Below are 16,210 nucleotides of genomic sequence, written 5' to 3' on the forward strand. Positions count from 1 at the left end.
GGGGGCGGAGCCCAGGGCGTCACGCGGGCGAATAGCTCAGCGGCAGAGCACTCGCCTTACAAGCGAGGGGTCCCAGGTTCGATTCCTGGTTCGCCCACCAGAAGAGCGCCCTGGGAAGGGCTGGGTCGCGGCTCCTCGGCGCCCAGACCGGTCTGGGCTTGGGCCGCCGCCCCGTCGCCGCCTGCGCGAGGCGCGGGGCCGGGAGGGGCCGTTGGGGGTGCCGCGAGGCGCGGCAAGGACTGGCTTGCGGTGCGGGAGGGAGATGGAGTATAGTAGCGGCGGTTCCCTCGTCGGCTCGCCGCTGCTCGGTGGGCGCGCGTCCGGATGCGATGCGACGCGGCGGAGCGCCGCCGGGTGCGCGGGTGGGAACCGGCCAGGAGGTGCGATGCGGCCCGGTAGCTCAGTTGGTAGAGCAGGGGACTGAAAATCCCCGTGTCGGCGGTTCGAATCCGCCCTGGGCCACAACCAAGAAACCCGCGAGGCGCAAGGCTTCGCGGGTTTTCTGTTGCCCGGCCGATTTCCAGGGATTGGGGTTCCGTGCCGCCAATGTACCGCCAAACCTCAGCGACCAGAGGGCAGGGCGTCCATCCGGTCGGCGGCCTCGCGCTGGAGGGTGGGCAGGGAGACATCGGATCCCGCGGTCTCGTCCGGAACCAGCCGTCCGTCGAACCGGGCCCTTCCCGCCCGCCGGGGGACAACGCGTCGATGGTCACCCGTCGGGGCCATGGGGCGGGAGGGGAGGCGGGGCGGGCCGCTCCCCCGTCGGCCGTCAGCGCCCTTCCTCCCCCTGGCGTGCGAGACGGAGGAACCGATCCAGCGGGGCCAGTGCCATGTCCAGCGCCTCTTCCCAGAAGGCGGGCTTGGTCAGGTCGGCGCCCAGGTGCTTCCGGGCCAGTTCTTCCACGGGCATGCGGCCCGTGTCCTGGAGCAGCGCCGCGTAGCGCCGGGCGAAGGAGCGCCCCTCCTCCTGGGCGCGGCCGTAGAGGCCCGAACTGAACAGGAACCCGAAGGTGTAAGGGAAGTTGTAGAACGGCGCGTCCGTGGCGTAGAAGTGCAGCTTGGAGGCCCAGAAATAGGGGTGGTAGCGCCCCAGGCTGTCGTGATACGCGCGGCGCTGGGCGTCCTCCATCAGCCGGTTGAGGTCGGCGACGCTCAGCGGGCCCTGGCGACGCGCCTGGTAGAAGGCGGTCTCGAAGAGGAACCGCGCGTGGATGTTCATGCAGAAGGAGACGCAGTCCAGCACCTGCTGCTCGAGGAACGCCAGGCGCGTGGGATCGTCGGGCGCGTGCTGGATGGCCGCATCGGTCACCACCCGTTCGGCGAAGGTGGACGCCGTCTCGGCGAGGCACATGGGGTAGTCGCGCAGAAGCACGGGCAGCTGGTCCATGAGCCACTGGTGGTACGCGTGGCCGAGCTCGTGGGCCAGGGTGCCAACGTTGGAAGCGGTTCCGCCGAAGGTCATGAAGATCCGCGACTGCCGGCTCAGGGGGAAGCCGGTGCAGAAGCCACCCGCCCGCTTGTTGGGCCGGTCCTCGGCCTCGATCCAGCGCTCGGTGAAGGCGCGCCGGGCCAGGGCCGCCAGGTCCTCGCTGAAGCGGCCGAATTGTTCGATGACGAAGTCCGCCGCCTCGTCATAGGTCACCCTGGCCCGCGCGTGGAAGACCGGCACGTCGACGTCGAACCACGCCAGCCGCTCCACGCCAAGCCGCGCCGCCTTCCACCGGAAGTACTCCAGCAGGGCGCCTCGCCGCCGCGCCACCGCGTCCCACATGGCCTCCAGCGTGGTGCGCTGGATGCGGTTCTCGTCCAGCGGCTCCTTGAGCACGTCGTCCCAACCGCGGCGGCGGTACCACTGCCAGCGGAACCCCGCCAGGTGGTTCAGCGCGGCGGCGATGACCTCCGCCTCGGCGGCCCACGCCTCCTCCCAGCGGTCGAACACGGCCGCGCGCACCGCGCGATCGGGGTCCTCCAGCCGGTTCGCCGCCTGCCCGACGGAGAGCTCCACTGTCCGACCGCCCTCTTCGACCGGGACGCGGATGCGACCGGCCACGAGCTCGTAGAGGTCGCCCCAGGCGTGGTAACCGTCCACGGCCAGCGTGCTCGCCAGGGACTCCAGCTCCGGGGTCATCCGCTCCCTGGCGCGGCGGCGGCGTTCGTCCAGGGGGAAGGCGAGCGGTTCCAGCCGGGGATGGGCCAGCAGCGTGCGCCAGGTCTCGTCGGTCACGGCCAGCAGGTGGCGGTCCAGCTCGGTCCAGAGGTTCGCGTAGGCTGCACGCAGCTCGCCGACCCGGGTGATCAGGAGGCGAGCCTGCTCGTCGGTGGTGTCTTGCGACGCGAGGCAGACGGTGAAGGCGCCGGCCTGGCCCAGGCGGGCGCCGGCGTCCTGCAGGGCGTCGACCACCGTCGCCCAGCGCTCCGCCGGGCTGGCGGGGTCGAAACGACGGAGCTCCTCCTGGAGGCGCTCCAGGTCCGCGGCCAGCGCGGTGAGGAAGGTCGCGAACTCGGGGGATCGGCTTCCTCCGGGGAAGAACACGTCCAGATCCCAGGTGGGGTTGTAGCGGGAACCGACGGCCACGACGACATCCACCGTCCTTTCTCCCGGGCAGCTCGCCCCCCGGCTCGCCCCTGGCGGCCGCCGCGTCCCCGCCGCGAGCTGGCGGGGGACGGGCCGGGATGGGGCAGGGGTGCGTGAGGCGACCACCCTAGGCCCGGCGTCCCGACCCCGAACGGGCATCACGGGGAGAGCCCCGTCCCGTCGTGACCGGGCGGCGCGCCGCAGCCCTTGGGGCGCGCATGGCCCGTCGGCGGCTGCGAGCCGCACGTCGGGGGACGCGAGCCGCACCTCGGCTTATGTTTCGAAGCGGGGGCGAGAATGCCTGCCAAGGCCCCGAGGCCTCCCGGTCGGGTGCGCCGCCGCCCAGCGCCCCGGCCCGTCCGTGTAACGTTTCGGTAGGTGAGGGTCGAGGCAAATAGAAAAGGCCTCACCCGGAGGCTGTCCCTGCATCGGGACGGCTTCCCCAGCGGCAGTCGGAGGGTGAGGCCCCATGCTCAGCATACACGCTGTGCGCGAACTTTTCCTCCAGACATTGCGGGAACTGGCGGAGCTGGTGACGGAGGACCGATCGTTTGGCGAACTGGAGGAAGCCGTTCAGCGGCTCAGCGGCCGGCTGACACTGCGGCTGCTGGAGTGGGTGTTGGCCGGGATCGATGAGCGACTGATGCAGGAGCGGGACCCGAGCCGATATGAGTGCCTGGACACGCGGGAGCGGGTCCTGGACACGCCGCTGGGCGAGTTGCAGGTGAAGCGACGTTACTACCGGGACCGGGCGACGGGCCAGGGTGTGTTCTTGCTGGATGAAGCACTGGGCTTGGAATCGCGGCGGCGACTGTCGCCGCGGCTGGAAGCGCTGTGCCGGCGGCTCGCGACGGAGATGCCGTATCACCGAGCGGCGGCGGTCCTGCGGGAGTTGACGGCGGGGCAGGCACCGGCGCGGGCGATGACGGTGTGGCGGGCGTCCCAACGGGCGGGGCGCCGGTTGAAGGAGGCGGCGGAGCGGCTGCGGCGGTCGGTGTTCGTGGAGGGCCAGGTGCCGGAAGGCCGGCGCCGGAGTGCGCAGCTGCATGCCGAAGCGGACGAGGTTTATCTGCGGGGTCGAGGGCAACCGGTGGTGTTGAAGCTGGGGGTCGCGTACGAAGGCAAGCAAGCCGTGGGTTCGAACCGGCAAGCGCTGCGGGAGCGGCGGGTCGTGGCGGGGGTGATGCCGGGTACGGCCTTTTGGGAGCAGGCGAGCGCCTATTGGGGGACGCACTGGGATCTGAGCGCGGTCCAGGCTTGTTACCTCGGAGGCGATGGGGCGCATTGGGTCAAGCAGGGGTTGCAGTACTTCCCCCGCGCGTGTTACCGGCTGGATCCGTTCCACCTGCGGCGAGCCCTGCGGGAGGCGTTATCGCCTTCCGAGGAGACGTACGCCCAGGTGTGCCGGGCCATCGAAGCGGGGGATTGGGCGGGCGTGGAGTCGGCGCTTCGCCAGGCGCTACGGGGGCGGCGTGGTCCGGCGCGGGAGCGCTTGTTGCGGCTGCGCGGCTACTTGCGGGAGCACTGGGACGGGATTGTGGCTTCTGGGGAAGCGCCGCGGCTGGGGGCGATCGAAGCAGAAGTCTTTCACGTCCTTGCACGACGGATGAAACGGCATGGGGCGCGTTGGAGTGAACGCGGCGCCGACCACTTGGCGCGGCTCTTGAGCGAACGCGTGGACCCCCACTGGCGCGCGGTCCTCGGCGGCCGGCCCCTGCAGATTTCGCCCGGCGTGCGGCAGGCGACACGCCAGGCCGTTCAGCGCGTGATGCGCCAGCTCGAGGAGGACCCAGCCCGTTGGCTGCGTGCCCGCATCCCAGCGCTCACCGGGCCGCATGCGACCAAACCCTGGGTTCAGGTGCTGCGCGACCTGGCCCATGTCCACGCACCGGTGGCTTGACAGCCGATTCACCGCTGGGGGCACCCACCGGAACGTGACACGGACCCCGGCCCCGGGGACGTTGACGACCGCGGGGCCGCGAGTAAACTAAGGGACCGCGGGACGCGGTCGGGAAGGTCCGCCTCGCCACCCCTGTCCGCGCCGCGGGCGGGGTGGCGCCTGGCGGTCCCCCCTGGTGCTGCGGTCCATGCGCCACCCGGTGGGCGGCGCATGCACGGGCGGCGCATGGGCGGGTCGATGAGGATGCGGGAGTAGCTCAGGGGTAGAGCGTCTGCTTGCCATGCAGAAGGCCGCGGGTTCGAATCCCGTCTCCCGCTCAAGCCCGCTCGGCGATTCGCGTCGGGGCAGGGGCACCTGCCCCGATGTGACTTTAGGGGCGATCCCCGCGCGGCCGGTCCGGTGGTCGGAGCCGATGCCCCATGGTGAAGGGAGTGGGTCCGACGCGCCACGGTCCGCCGGGCGCTGGTCCGATCCGATGCGCCAGGGTCGGGTGCGCCGACGCCATCGGCGCCGGAGGCAGGCCGGCCGCCGTGGGGATGCAGGGTCCGGTGCGGTTGGGTCCCATGGGCGACGGTTGGGCGCCGTCGGGCGTCGGGGGGTGGGATGGTCGCCCCGCGCGCGGCGCGGGGAGGCCGCGTTTACAGCCGTTGCGGACGGCGGGTATAATCATAGCGCGCGATGGTGACGCCGGTGACGAGGCCTCGATGCGAGACCTGCCCGCACGCAGGCCCACGTTGCCGGGGTGCAGGGCCGGGGACAACCGACGCGATACGCATGGCCGCGTAGCCAAGTGGTAAGGCAGGGGCCTGCAAAGCCCTTACTCGCCGGTTCGAATCCGGCCGCGGCCTCAGGGCCGCGGGATCCACCGCATCCCGCGGTCGCCTTGACAGCGCCGGACGGGCGTTCCTATAATGCGACCTGCCGACCGGCGGCCAGCGGACGTCGCAGCCGGCGGCGGAAGCGGAGGGCATGGGCGGTTAGCTCAGCTGGTAGAGCACGTCGTTGACGTCGACGGGGTCAGTGGTTCGAGTCCACTACCGCCCACCGCGGGCACCGGCATGGCTCCGGTGCCCGCTTTCCGTTCCCGCAGCCGACCCGCGACGGCGCTCCGGGCGGCGTGCCGTTCCGGCCCGGCGCGCCGGGTGGCGGGTGCGGTGTGCCGCCGGCCGGTCCGGTCCGCCTTGCGCGCGCCGGCCCGCTCCGGTCCAGGTCGTCCCGTCGTCTCGGAACCCTTCGTCGGAGGGGGCCACCTGGAGGGCCGCTGGGCCACGGGCGGCCGCGGGACGGGCGGGGTTCGGGGGCTCGTTGACCCTGGCGCCAGCCCAGGCGTAGAATGAAGACAAACGTCAATGATGGTCAAAGCCGTCCGGCGAAGGAGCCGCAGGCCGTGGGGGCGAAAGGGCTCCATGGCGTGCGGTGTCCCGGCGTGCCCCACGCGGCGGCGCGGGGGCGCGCCGGCCCGGCCGGGAGCGCGGGCCGGCGGCCCGCGCTCCCGGCCTTGCGCGAGGGAGAGGAGGCTTCGGAGTGACCCAGCCCTGGATGGACCCGCTGTCGCAGTGGATCACCCGCGCGGTGGAGGCCGTCAGCCCGTCGGTGGTCCAGATCGCCCGCCAGCACCGGCGCGGGGGCCGTCGACTCCTCGATGCCGTGGGTTCCGGCCTGATCTGGCGCTCCGAGCCCGACCGCAGCCTGATCCTGACCAACGCCCATGTGGTCGGTCGCGCCACCGAGGTGACGGTCCTGCTGCCCTCGGGGCGACGCCTGGTGGGCAAGGTGGCGGGGCGCGACCTGCTGTACGACGTGGCGGTGGTGGAGGTCGCCGCCGGGTCGCTGCCGACGGTGCGCACCGGTGATTCGCGCCAGCTCAGGCCGGGCCAGGCGGTGATCGCCGTGGGCAATCCCTTCGGCCTGGGCACCACCGTGACCATGGGGATCGTCTCCGCGGTCGACCGGTCGTTGCCCACCCCCAACGGCACGCCCCTGGACGGCCTGATCCAGACCGACGCGCCCATCAACCCGGGCAACTCGGGCGGTCCGCTGGCGCTGCTGGACGGGCGCGTGGTCGGCCTGACCACCGCCAAGCTGGAGGGCGATGGCCTGGGCTTCGCCGTGCCCATCCACCTGGTGGAGGCCATCGCCGACCAGATCCTCCAGGAAGGGGCGGTTCGGCACCTTTGGCTGGGCATCCAGGGGTACGCCGAGGTCATCGACGACAACTGGGTGCGCACCTTCGACCTGCCCGCGGACCGGGGCATCGTCATCACCCGCGTCGTGCCTGCGAGCCCCGCGGACAAGGCCGGGCTCCAGGTGTTCGACATGATCGTGGCCGTGCAGGGCGAGCACGTGGACACCATCGGGGACGTGCGCAAGCGGCTGGTGGGGCGTCGCCCGGGGGACCAGGTGGAGGTCACCGTGCTGCGGGGCGCCGAGCTGTTCCGCGTGCCCGTCCGACTGGAGGAGATGCCGGCGCGCCGCCCGACCCGGGACAACTGAGCCGCGCGGACGGGCGAGCGCGCCCTCGGGCGCGCCGTGGCCGGCGGAGAGGAGGGTGAAGCCCTTGGCGCCGCCGATGGATCCCAGGACCGACCGTCCGGACGAACCCGGCCTGGCGGTGCAGGCCGGCGGGCGGGAAGGAAGCGGCCGGGTGCCCGCCGGGGCCGCCCCGGCGGCCGGTGGGCCCATGCGCCTGCCGCTGGTGGGCAGCCGCACGGGATCCCACAGTCACATGGGGGGGCTTGCGGCCATCCTGGTGGACGGCGACCGCGCGGAGGTCGCGCCGGCTGCGCTGCACGCCAAGTCCCGCGTGGAACAGGGCGTGCGCTGGGTGGACGACCCGGCCCAGGTGCCGGCGGGGCGCCAGTACTGGGTGGTTTGGATCGCCCAGGGCGGCGCGGGCGGCAGGGGCATCCGCGGCGCGGTGGCGAGCCCGATGTGGATCGACCGCCAGGCCATGGTCGGGTACAAGCACCTGGCGGGTCACGTCAACGACATGTCCCGGGCGATGAAGGGCGTGGTCGACCTCAGCGGGCTGACCGCCGCCCAGCGCCGGGCCGTGGGGGAGGCCATCCGGGCCCGGGCGCCCCAGGTGTGGGCGGCCACCGATCCCGCCATCCGCGCCCAGCTCGGGGGCGAGGCCGCGGACGGGGCGGCCGACCCGGGCGACGGCGCGTAGGCGTCATCGAGGCGACCTCGCGACCTTGCGGCGAGACCGCCTCCGGCCGGGCCGGAGGCGGTCTCGTCCTTGGTGGCGATCTCCCCGCGAGGCCTCGGGGCCGCGTCGGGGGTGCGACGGCCGTCGGCGCGTCCCCTGCCGGCGTCCAGCCCGCCGCCTGGTCCCGATGTCCCGATGGCACGAGGATGCGGCTGCCCCTGCTGCGAACCCCGGAGCCCTTCCCCCGCCGCGCGCCGTTGTGCTCCTCCCATCCCCCGCGGGTGCCGCCGTGACCGCCGACGCCGGGCGCCGCGGGGCGGGTCGAGGGCTCCCGGCCACGGCATGTCCCGGTCAGCCGATCCATATGCTCCATATGCCATGGCAGACCCGTGGGGTCCGTTTGCGGGAAACCGGTCCGTCCCACACTAGGGCAGAGGGCCGGCGGGAGGGCAGAGGGCCGGCGAGCCGTCGCCCTCCGGCGGCGGCCCGGGACAGGGCGGGGACGGCGCCGGCCGGCGGGGCGGTGGCGGGCCGCGGAGGCCGGCGGGAAGGGGGCGAAGCCCATGATGGATCCCCTGGTCATCGGGATCGCGCAACGGCCCGATCCCTTGCGCGAGCGTCTCGAACGGGAGCTGGTGGACTACGCGCCGCTGGCAGCTGCCCTGGGGCTGTCCCCTCCCCAGGTGGTCGAACACCGCCGAGAGGGCTGGTGCTTCCTGGCCGTCCACGGACCGGTTCCGCCGCAGCGCCAACGGGAGCCGCGGGAGCGGGACCCGGTGCCGGGTCCGGCGGGGGGCCGCATCCCGTCGGCGGCTGCCCCGAGCCTCTCGACGGGGCGCCATCCCGCCTGGTGGAGCGTGCTGGCCGGTCTGGCGGGGGAGATGGGATCGTTCCGCGCGGAGGGCGGCCTCGCGCCCCCGCAATCCCCGGGAGCGCCCCGCCAGGCGCAGGCGGGGCGGCCGGCCCCGACCGGGCCCGCTGCCCCGGCACGTACCGGCCTGACTGCGGCGGCGGCCCCTGCCGATGGGAGCGACGCGAGCCCGGCGACGGCCCCCGCTGACGGGCGCGGCGACGCGGCGCCGCCGACGGCCCCCGCTGACGGGCGCGGCGGCCCGCGCCCTCCCCGGGCTGCCCGCGACCCAGGGCGAAGCCAGGGCGTCGGGGACGACGCGGCGGCCCCGGCGGCCAGCCCGGGCGGGGCGTCCCGGGGCACCCGCGGCCGCGCCCGCTCCCCGGGCGCGGCCGCGGCGGCGGACATCGCCACCGGCGACGCGATGGCGCCGCTGCAGCGGGACTGGGAGGCCCGGGTGGTGCGCGCCGTGGTGGCTTACGTGCACGAGGACCACCGCTGGCTGCTGGTCCAGCGGTTCCTCAAGCGGCGATACGCCCACCTGGCGCCCGACGAGCGCCTCGAGGTGGTGGACGCGGTGCGCCGGCGGATGGCGGCGGCCGCGGCCCGGGACGCCCGGCTCCGCCACCTCTTGACCCGCCGGGTGGCCGAGTACGTCCAGGGGGCCCGCCTGTTGCTGATCGACGGGTTCCTCCGCTTCCGCTGCCGCGAGTACGTCGAGGCCCTGGAGTTGGCGGCGGACCGGGCGGTGGACGAGTACCTGCTGGACCGGGAGTACCGCGAGTTCGTCCAGCTGCTGCGCCAGTTCGTCGATCTGCAGGTGCCGCGGCTGTCGGTGGTCCACGTGCTGGTCGAGCCCTCGGGCAGCTTCATCCTGACCGACGAGGCCGGCCGGCCCTTGGCCGCACCGACCGGCGAGGGGCCGGTGCCGAACGCCGGGCCCGGGGTCGCCGCGGACGCCGGGGACGCCCTCCTGAGCGCCCTGGTCATGGTGGGGGCGCGGCGCTTCGTCGTCCACGTGCGGCGCCGCGCCAGGGGCCTCTCCCGCGAGACCAGGGAGCTCCTGGATCAGGTCTTCGGCGACCGGGTGGAGCTGTGTCCGGGCTGTGCCCGTTGCCGGTCCCGGGCGCGGCGTCCCGCGGCGCCGGCCCCGGGATCGCGCTGAGCCCCCGCCTCCCCATGAGGCCGGCGGAAGAGGCCACCGGCTTCCACGCAGCATCCCGCCCGCCCCCCGGCCACCCTCGGCGCCCCGGCGGCGGTCCCGGCGCGGCCGGCCCGGGGCGGGGCGCTGCGGGGGCCTCTCTCCAATCCGGGGCCGCTCCGGGGGCGCCTGCCCCTCCCGCGAGAGACGCCGCGGGTCTCCCCGGCGGTCATGGGCAGCAGCCCGCTGGGGAGGCAGCGCCCCGCAGCCCGTGCCCGACGGTGCGATCCCCGCCGGCCCGGATCGACTCGCGGGCCGGTTCGTCCCGGTGGCGCCGGCCGGGAAGGGGGTTCCCCGCCGGCCGTGGTATAGTGGCGGCCGGGAGGGAGGCCGTTGGACACCGCGTGGTTGACCCTGCCCGTCACCGGCGGCCTGATCGGCTGGGTGACCAACCGGCTGGCCCTCTGGGCCCTCTTCCGTCCCGTCCATCCCTGGCGGGTCCCGGTCGTCGGCTGGACGGTCCAGGGCCTCCTGCCGCGTCGCCAGGCGGATCTGGCGCGGGCCCTGGCCGAGGCGGTGGAGCGCGATCTGCTGACCGCCGCGGACGTGCGCGATCATCTGCGGCGCCTGCCGTTGGACCGCGCCGCGGCCGACGCCGTCGCGCAGATGGCGCGCGAGGCCGTGCTGGCCCGGATGCCGGCCTGGTTGCCCCGCAGCTGGTCGACCCAGCTGGCCGACCGCGTCGCCCAGGCCGCGGGGCTCGAGGTCCGGCGCCGGTTCCCCGAGCTTGCGGAGGGCTTGCTGGCCGCGGCCGGCGAGGGGCTGCGCCTGGGCTCCGTGGTGGAGCGCAAGCTCTTGGAGCTGGATCCGGCGGGCGTCGAGGCGCTGGTCGTGCGCTTGGCCGGGCGGGAGCTGCGGTTCGTGGAGTGGTCGGGGGCGGTGCTGGGATTCCTGGTCGGCCTCCTGCAGGCGTTGCTCGTCTCCCTATGACGTTTCCGCTCCCTATGACGTTTCCGCTATAATTCGCTATGATTCGGCGAGACCAACGGCGAGGAGGGGGACACGGCCGGGGGTCCGGCCCCGCCAGAGAGGGCGGGTCCCCAGATGCCCCGCGACCCAGGGGCGATGGGGGCTGGGAGCCCGCCCCGGAGCGCCGCCCCCGGTCACCACCCCGGAGCCGCCGGTGCCAGGAGGGCCCTGCCGGGGGGCGGTTCGGGCCGGCGGCCGGCCAAGGTAAGGCGCCGGCCGACACCGACCCGCGGCGTCCAGAACCCGCCGCCGTCTCCCTCCGAGCGCCGGCCGGTCGCCCCCGTTAACGGGCCTCGAGCGGGCGCACCCGCGCGGACCCGGGGTCGGCGCCACCGGGCGCGGGTGCGCCAAGAAGGGTGGAACCGCGAGGCAGGACGGCCTCGTCCCTTGGGGACGGGGCCCTTTTCTTTGAGCGGACGCCGGTCGCAGAGCGGACCCCGGTCGCACCGACCGCGCACCGACCGTGAAGGAGGGTGATCCCGGTGGACGAACCGGCCCGGATCGAGATCGAGCTGCCCGACGGCAGCAAGCGCCAGGTCCCCCGCGGGACCACGCCGCTGGAGGTGGCGCAAGAGATCGGGGCGCGGCTGGCGCGGGACGCCGTCGCGGCCCGCTGGAACGGGGAGGTGATCGACCTCAACCGGCCCCTGGAGGAGGACGGGCGGCTGGAGATCCTGACCTTCGCGGACGAAGCCGGCCGGGAGGTGTACCGCCACAGCACCGCCCACCTGATGGCCCAGGCGGTCAAGCGCCTCTGGCCCGAGGCGCGGCTGGCGGTGGGACCGCCGCTGGAGGACGGCTTCTACTACGACATCGAGACGCCGCGGCCGCTGTCCACCGAGGACCTGGAGGCCATCGAGAAGGAGATGGCCCGCATCGTCGCCGAGGACCTGCCCATCCGCCGCCGGGCCGTGGGACGCCAGGAGGCCCTGGACCTGTTCCGGGCGCGGGGCGAGCGGTACAAGGTGGAGATCATCGAGGCGATCCCGGAGGACCAGCCGCTGACGGTCTACGAACAGGGGGAGTTCGTCGACCTGTGCCGGGGGCCCCACCTGCCCTCCACCGGCCGGATCAAGGCCTTCAAGCTGACGGGGGTGGCCGGCGCCTACTGGCGGGGCGACGAGCGGGGGCCGATGCTGACCCGCATCTACGGGACCTCGTTCCCCTCCCGCAAGGAGCTGGAGGAGCACCTCCAGCGGCTGGAGGAGGCCAAGCGGCGCGACCACCGCAAGCTGGGGCCGGAGCTGGACCTGTTCCACTTCGAGGAGGTGGCGCCGGGGTACGTCTTCTGGCACCCCAAGGGCGCCACGGTGTACGGGCTCCTCGAGCAGTTCTCCCGGGAGCTGCAGGCGCGCCACGGCTACCAGGAGGTGCGCACCCCCGAGATCCTCAAGGTCGATCTCTGGCACCGGTCGGGCCACTGGGACCACTACCGCGAGAACATGTTCCTCATCGAGCGCGAGGGGGCCCACTTCGGCGTCAAGCCGATGAACTGCCCGGGGCACTGCCTGATCTACCGCAGCCGCATCCGCTCCTACCGCGACCTGCCCCTGCGGCTGGCCGAGTACGGCCGCCTCGCCCGCTACGAGCGGTCGGGCACGCTGCACGGCCTGCTGCGGATGCGGGGCTTCGAGCAGGACGACGCGCACCTGTTCGTCCGGGAGGACCAGATCGAGGCGGAGATCGGCCGCGTCCTGGAGCTGGTGGACGCCGTCTACGGCACCTTCGCCATGCCCTACGAGATCAAGCTGGCCACCCGGCCCGACGACTTCATGGGCGACCCCGCCCTCTGGGAGCGGGCCGAGGCCGCCCTGGCGCGGGCGCTGGAGGCGGCGGGCCGGCCCTACGCCCTGGCGCCCGGCGACGGCGCCTTCTACGGGCCGAAGCTGGACTTCTACGTCATCGACTCGCTGGGCCGCAAGTGGCAGACCGCCACGGTCCAGCTGGACTTCCAGATGCCGATCCGGTTCGACCTGACCTACGTCGACGCCGCCGGCCAGGAGCAGCGGCCGGTGATGATCCACCGGGCCATCATGGGGTCGCTGGAGCGGTTCATCGGCATCCTCATCGAGCACTACGCCGGCGCGTTCCCGGTCTGGCTGGCGCCGGTCCAGGTGCGGGTGCTGCCGGTCAGCGAGCGGCATCGCGACTACGCCCGGCGGGTGGAGGAGCGCCTGCGCGAGGAGGGGTTGCGGGTCGAGGTGGACGCCCGCGACGAGAAGCTGGGCTACAAGATCCGCCAGGCCCAGGTGGAGAAGGTGCCCTACATGCTGGTGGTGGGCGATCGCGAAGCCCAGGAGGGCACGGTGGCGGTGCGCAGCCGCGACCGCGGCGACCTGGGCAGCCAGCCGCTGGAGGCGTTCGTCCAGCAGGTGGTGGCGGCGGTCCGGGAGCGGCGCGGCAACCCGGCGTGAGGGCGACGGTCGGCGGCCGGCCGCCAGCGGGGAGGAACCGGCTGGGGGGCGGCGAAAAGCGATTCGCGGTGCACGACAGCCCGGCCCGCCGCGGCACGGTGCCCCGTCAGGCCGACCGCCGCCGGGCCGGGCTTGCGATGAGGGGGCTGGGATGGTGAGCGGTTGGCGGCGACGGCTGGGGATGGCGGCCATGGTGGTGGCGGTGGCGATCTTGGCCACGGCCTGCGGCGCGCCGCCCCAGAGCGCGGGCGAGGGCGGCGCCGGCGGCGGCGACGGCGGCCAGCCGGCGGACACCCTGGTCTGGGGGCGAGGCGGCGATTCGGTGTCCCTGGATCCGGCCAACGTCACCGACGGCGAGTCGTTGAAGGTGACCCACCAGATCTTCGACACCCTGGTGGAGTTCAAAGAGGGCAGCACCGAGGTCGAGCCCTGGCTCGCGGCCGACTGGGAGGTCAGCGACGACGGCAAGGTGTGGACCTTCCAGCTGCGCCAGGGCGTGACCTTCCACGACGGGACGCCCTTCAACGCCGAGGCCGTGGTCTTCAACTTCGAGCGTTGGATGAACACCGACAACCCGCACCGCCACGAGGGCGAGAACTTCGAGTACTACGCCTACATGTTCGGCGGGTTCGACGAGCAGTCGATCATCGCGAAGGTCGAGGCGGTGGACGAGTACACCGTCCGCTTCACCCTGCGGGAACCCCTGGCGTCCTTCCTGCAGAACCTCGCCATGCCGTGCTTCGCCATCGCCAGCCCGGAGGCGATCAAGAAGTACGGCGCCGACTTCGGGCGCCATCCCGTGGGTACGGGCCCCTACCGGTTCGTGGAGTGGATCCCCGACCAGCAGATCACCCTGGAGGCCTACGACCAGTGGTGGGGCGAGCCCAAGCCCAAGGTGAGGCGCATCGTCTACCGGGCCATCAAGGACAACTCGGCGCGGCTGGCCGAGCTGATGGCCGGCACCATCGACGTGATGGAGGACCCCAACCCGGCGGATCTGGCCACGGTGGACACGAGCCAGTTCGAGATCCTCTACCGGGAGGCCAACAACGTCGGCTACCTGGCGCTGAACAACGACAAGGAGCCCTTCGACGACGTGCGGGTGCGCCGGGCCATCGCCCACGCCATCAACAAGCAGGAGATCGTCGAGGCCTTCTGGGGCGAACTCGGCCAGGTGGCCAAGAACCCGCTGCCGCCGGCCATGTGGGGCTACAACGACGCCATCCAGGACTACGCGTACGACCCGGAGAAGGCGAAGCAGCTGCTGGCGGAGGCCGGCTACCCCGAGGGCTTCGAGACGGAGCTCTGGACGATGCCGGTGCCGCGGCCCTACATGCCGGAGCCCCAGAAGATCGCCGAGGCGATCCAGCAGGACCTGGCGGCGGTGGGCATCCGGGCGGAGATCGTCACCCACGAGTGGGACGTCTACCTGGAGAAGACGGGCAACGGCGAGCATCCCATGGCGCTCCTGGGCTGGATCGGCGACAACGGCGACCCGGACAACTTCCTCTACGTGCTGCTGGACAAGGACAACGCGAAGACGCCGGGGGCCGGCAACATCTCCTTCTACCGCAGCGAGGAGGTGCACCGGCTGCTGATCCGGGCCCAGCGCACGCCGGAGCAGTCGGTCCGGGAGCAGCTGTACAAGGAGGCCCAGGAGATCATCCATCGGGACGTGCCGATGATCCCCCTGGCCCACGCCCGTTCACCCATCATCGTGCGCAAGGGCGTGGAGGGGCTGGTGCCGAGCCCGCTGGGCAGCGAGAAGCTCCACAAGGTGTCGGTGACGCGCTAGCGCGGCGAGGACCGTGGCGGGCGGGGCCGCACCGCGACCGGTGCGGCCCCGCCCGCCGGGGGCTGCCGGTGCCAGCGCCGGCGCTTCGCCGGCCCGCCGGGCAGGCCGGGGCGGCGGTGCCGCCCCGGCCTGCCCGTGCCGGTGCAGCGGGTGCGGGCGCGGGGTGAGGTCCCGCGCCGCCTCGCCCGCGGGTGGTCCCCCCGCGGGAGGTCCCCAGGGGTCGACCGCGGAGCGGGTCCGCATTCGCGCGCGTGCCAGGTGCGAGGCGAGAGCATGCTGCGGTATGTGGTCAAGCGGCTGCTGCTCCTGATCCCCACCCTCTTCGGCATCTCGGTGGCGGTCTTCGGCTTCATGTACCTGATCCCCGGCGATCCCGCCCAGGCGATCCTGGGCGAGCGGGCCTCGCCGGAGCTCCTCGCGCAGCTCCGGGAGGAGATGGGGCTCAACGATCCCTTCTGGGTCCAGTACGCCCGCTTCGCGGGGCGGCTGCTCCACGGCGACCTCGGCCGCTCGCTGCGCAGCGGCCTTCCCGTGGCCCATGACATCGCGGTGCGGCTCCCGGCGACCATCGAGCTGACCCTGGCCGCCATGGCGATCGCTGTCCCGGTGGGCGTGCTGGCCGGGGTCATCGCCGCGGTGCGCCGGCGCACGGTGCTGGACTACGGCGTGATGGCGGGGTCGCTGGTGGGCGTCTCGATGCCCATCTTCTGGCTGGGCCTGGTCATGATGTACTTCCTGGCGGTGGACCTGAAGTGGCTGCCGCCGTCGGGCCGGCTGTCGGTGGAGTACGAGGCCCAGGTCCCCTTCATCACCGGCATGTACCTGGTCGACACCCTGCTGGTGGGCAACGGGCCCGCCTTCGTCGACGCCGTGCGACACCTGGTGATGCCGGCCCTGGCCCTGGCGACCATCCCCACCGCGCTGATTGCCCGCATGACCCGCTCGAGCCTGCTGGAGGTGCTCAAGCAGGACTACGTGCGGACCGCACGGGCGAAGGGCTTGCTCGAGCGCGTCGTCACCCTGCGCCACGCCCTGCCCAATGCCCTGCTGCCGGTGCTGACGGTGACGGGGCTGCAGGTCGGGATGCTGCTCGGGGGCGCGGTGTTGACGGAGACCATCTTCTCCATCAACGGGGTGGGCCGATACATCGTCGACTCCATCGGCGCCCGCGACTACCCCGCCGTGCAGGGGGCCGTCTTCGTCGTGGCCACCCTGTTCGTGCTGACGAACCTGGTGGTCGACCTGCTGTACGCCCTGGTCGACCCGCGCATCCGGTACGACTGACCGCGGACCCGGGACCGCGGTGGCGCCGCCGCCCGTCGGTCGGCGGGGCCGGCTGGCGCTGCCGCACCGGG

9 protein-coding genes and 5 tRNA genes are annotated in these 16,210 nt (G+C 73.4%); 13 read left to right on the plus strand and 1 reads right to left on the minus strand.

What is annotated here, in order from left to right:
- Positions 1-25: 25 nt before the first annotated feature.
- Positions 26-100 (plus strand) — tRNA-Val (locus E1B22_RS07715).
- A 289-nt stretch (positions 101-389) separates the two neighbouring features.
- Positions 390-462, plus strand: a tRNA-Phe gene (locus E1B22_RS07720).
- Between the two features lie 307 nt (positions 463-769).
- Here E1B22_RS07720 and E1B22_RS07725 read toward each other — a convergent pair.
- Positions 770-2,587 carry a M3 family oligoendopeptidase gene (locus E1B22_RS07725; RefSeq protein ID WP_243123245.1) on the minus strand — a complete coding sequence of 606 codons (1,818 nt, stop codon included), beginning with the start codon at positions 2,585-2,587 and terminating at the stop codon, positions 770-772.
- 457 nt (positions 2,588-3,044) lie between these two features.
- Between E1B22_RS07725 and E1B22_RS07730 the strand changes: the two genes are divergently transcribed.
- From E1B22_RS07730 to E1B22_RS07780, 11 genes are all read left to right on the plus strand, one after another.
- Complete coding sequence (locus E1B22_RS07730) at positions 3,045-4,475, plus strand: ISLre2 family transposase (protein WP_135225188.1); 1,431 nt, start codon at positions 3,045-3,047, stop codon at positions 4,473-4,475.
- 245 nt (positions 4,476-4,720) lie between these two features.
- Positions 4,721-4,792 (plus strand) — tRNA-Gly (locus E1B22_RS07735).
- A 459-nt stretch (positions 4,793-5,251) separates the two neighbouring features.
- Positions 5,252-5,323 (plus strand) — tRNA-Cys (locus E1B22_RS07740).
- A 123-nt stretch (positions 5,324-5,446) separates the two neighbouring features.
- A tRNA-Val gene (locus tag E1B22_RS07745) sits at positions 5,447-5,519 on the plus strand.
- A 480-nt stretch (positions 5,520-5,999) separates the two neighbouring features.
- Positions 6,000-6,968, plus strand: coding sequence for a S1C family serine protease (locus tag E1B22_RS07750; protein ID WP_135225189.1), 969 nt, complete (start codon positions 6,000-6,002; stop codon positions 6,966-6,968).
- Between the two features lie 64 nt (positions 6,969-7,032).
- Complete coding sequence (locus E1B22_RS07755; protein ID WP_135225190.1) at positions 7,033-7,647, plus strand: YwhD family protein; 615 nt, start codon at positions 7,033-7,035, stop codon at positions 7,645-7,647.
- A gap of 542 nt (positions 7,648-8,189) precedes the next feature.
- Complete coding sequence (gene ytxC / locus E1B22_RS07760; RefSeq protein WP_135225191.1) at positions 8,190-9,641, plus strand: putative sporulation protein YtxC; 1,452 nt, start codon at positions 8,190-8,192, stop codon at positions 9,639-9,641.
- A 369-nt stretch (positions 9,642-10,010) separates the two neighbouring features.
- A complete protein-coding gene (locus tag E1B22_RS07765) occupies positions 10,011-10,607 on the plus strand; it encodes a DUF445 domain-containing protein (RefSeq protein WP_135225192.1) in 597 nt (198 codons plus the stop codon).
- A gap of 521 nt (positions 10,608-11,128) precedes the next feature.
- A complete protein-coding gene (gene thrS / locus E1B22_RS07770) occupies positions 11,129-13,060 on the plus strand; it encodes a threonine--tRNA ligase (protein WP_243123246.1) in 1,932 nt (643 codons plus the stop codon).
- 151 nt (positions 13,061-13,211) lie between these two features.
- Entirely contained in the window at positions 13,212-14,855 is a 1,644-nt protein-coding gene (locus tag E1B22_RS07775) for an ABC transporter substrate-binding protein (RefSeq protein ID WP_135225193.1), read from the plus strand.
- Between the two features lie 273 nt (positions 14,856-15,128).
- Positions 15,129-16,139 carry an ABC transporter permease gene (locus E1B22_RS07780; protein WP_135225194.1) on the plus strand — a complete coding sequence of 337 codons (1,011 nt, stop codon included), beginning with the start codon at positions 15,129-15,131 and terminating at the stop codon, positions 16,137-16,139.
- Positions 16,140-16,210: the final 71 nt, after the last annotated feature.

The sequence above is a fragment of the Thermaerobacter sp. FW80 genome (genome assembly GCF_004634385.1).
Taxonomy (GTDB): domain Bacteria; phylum Bacillota; class Sulfobacillia; order Thermaerobacterales; family Thermaerobacteraceae; genus Thermaerobacter; species Thermaerobacter composti.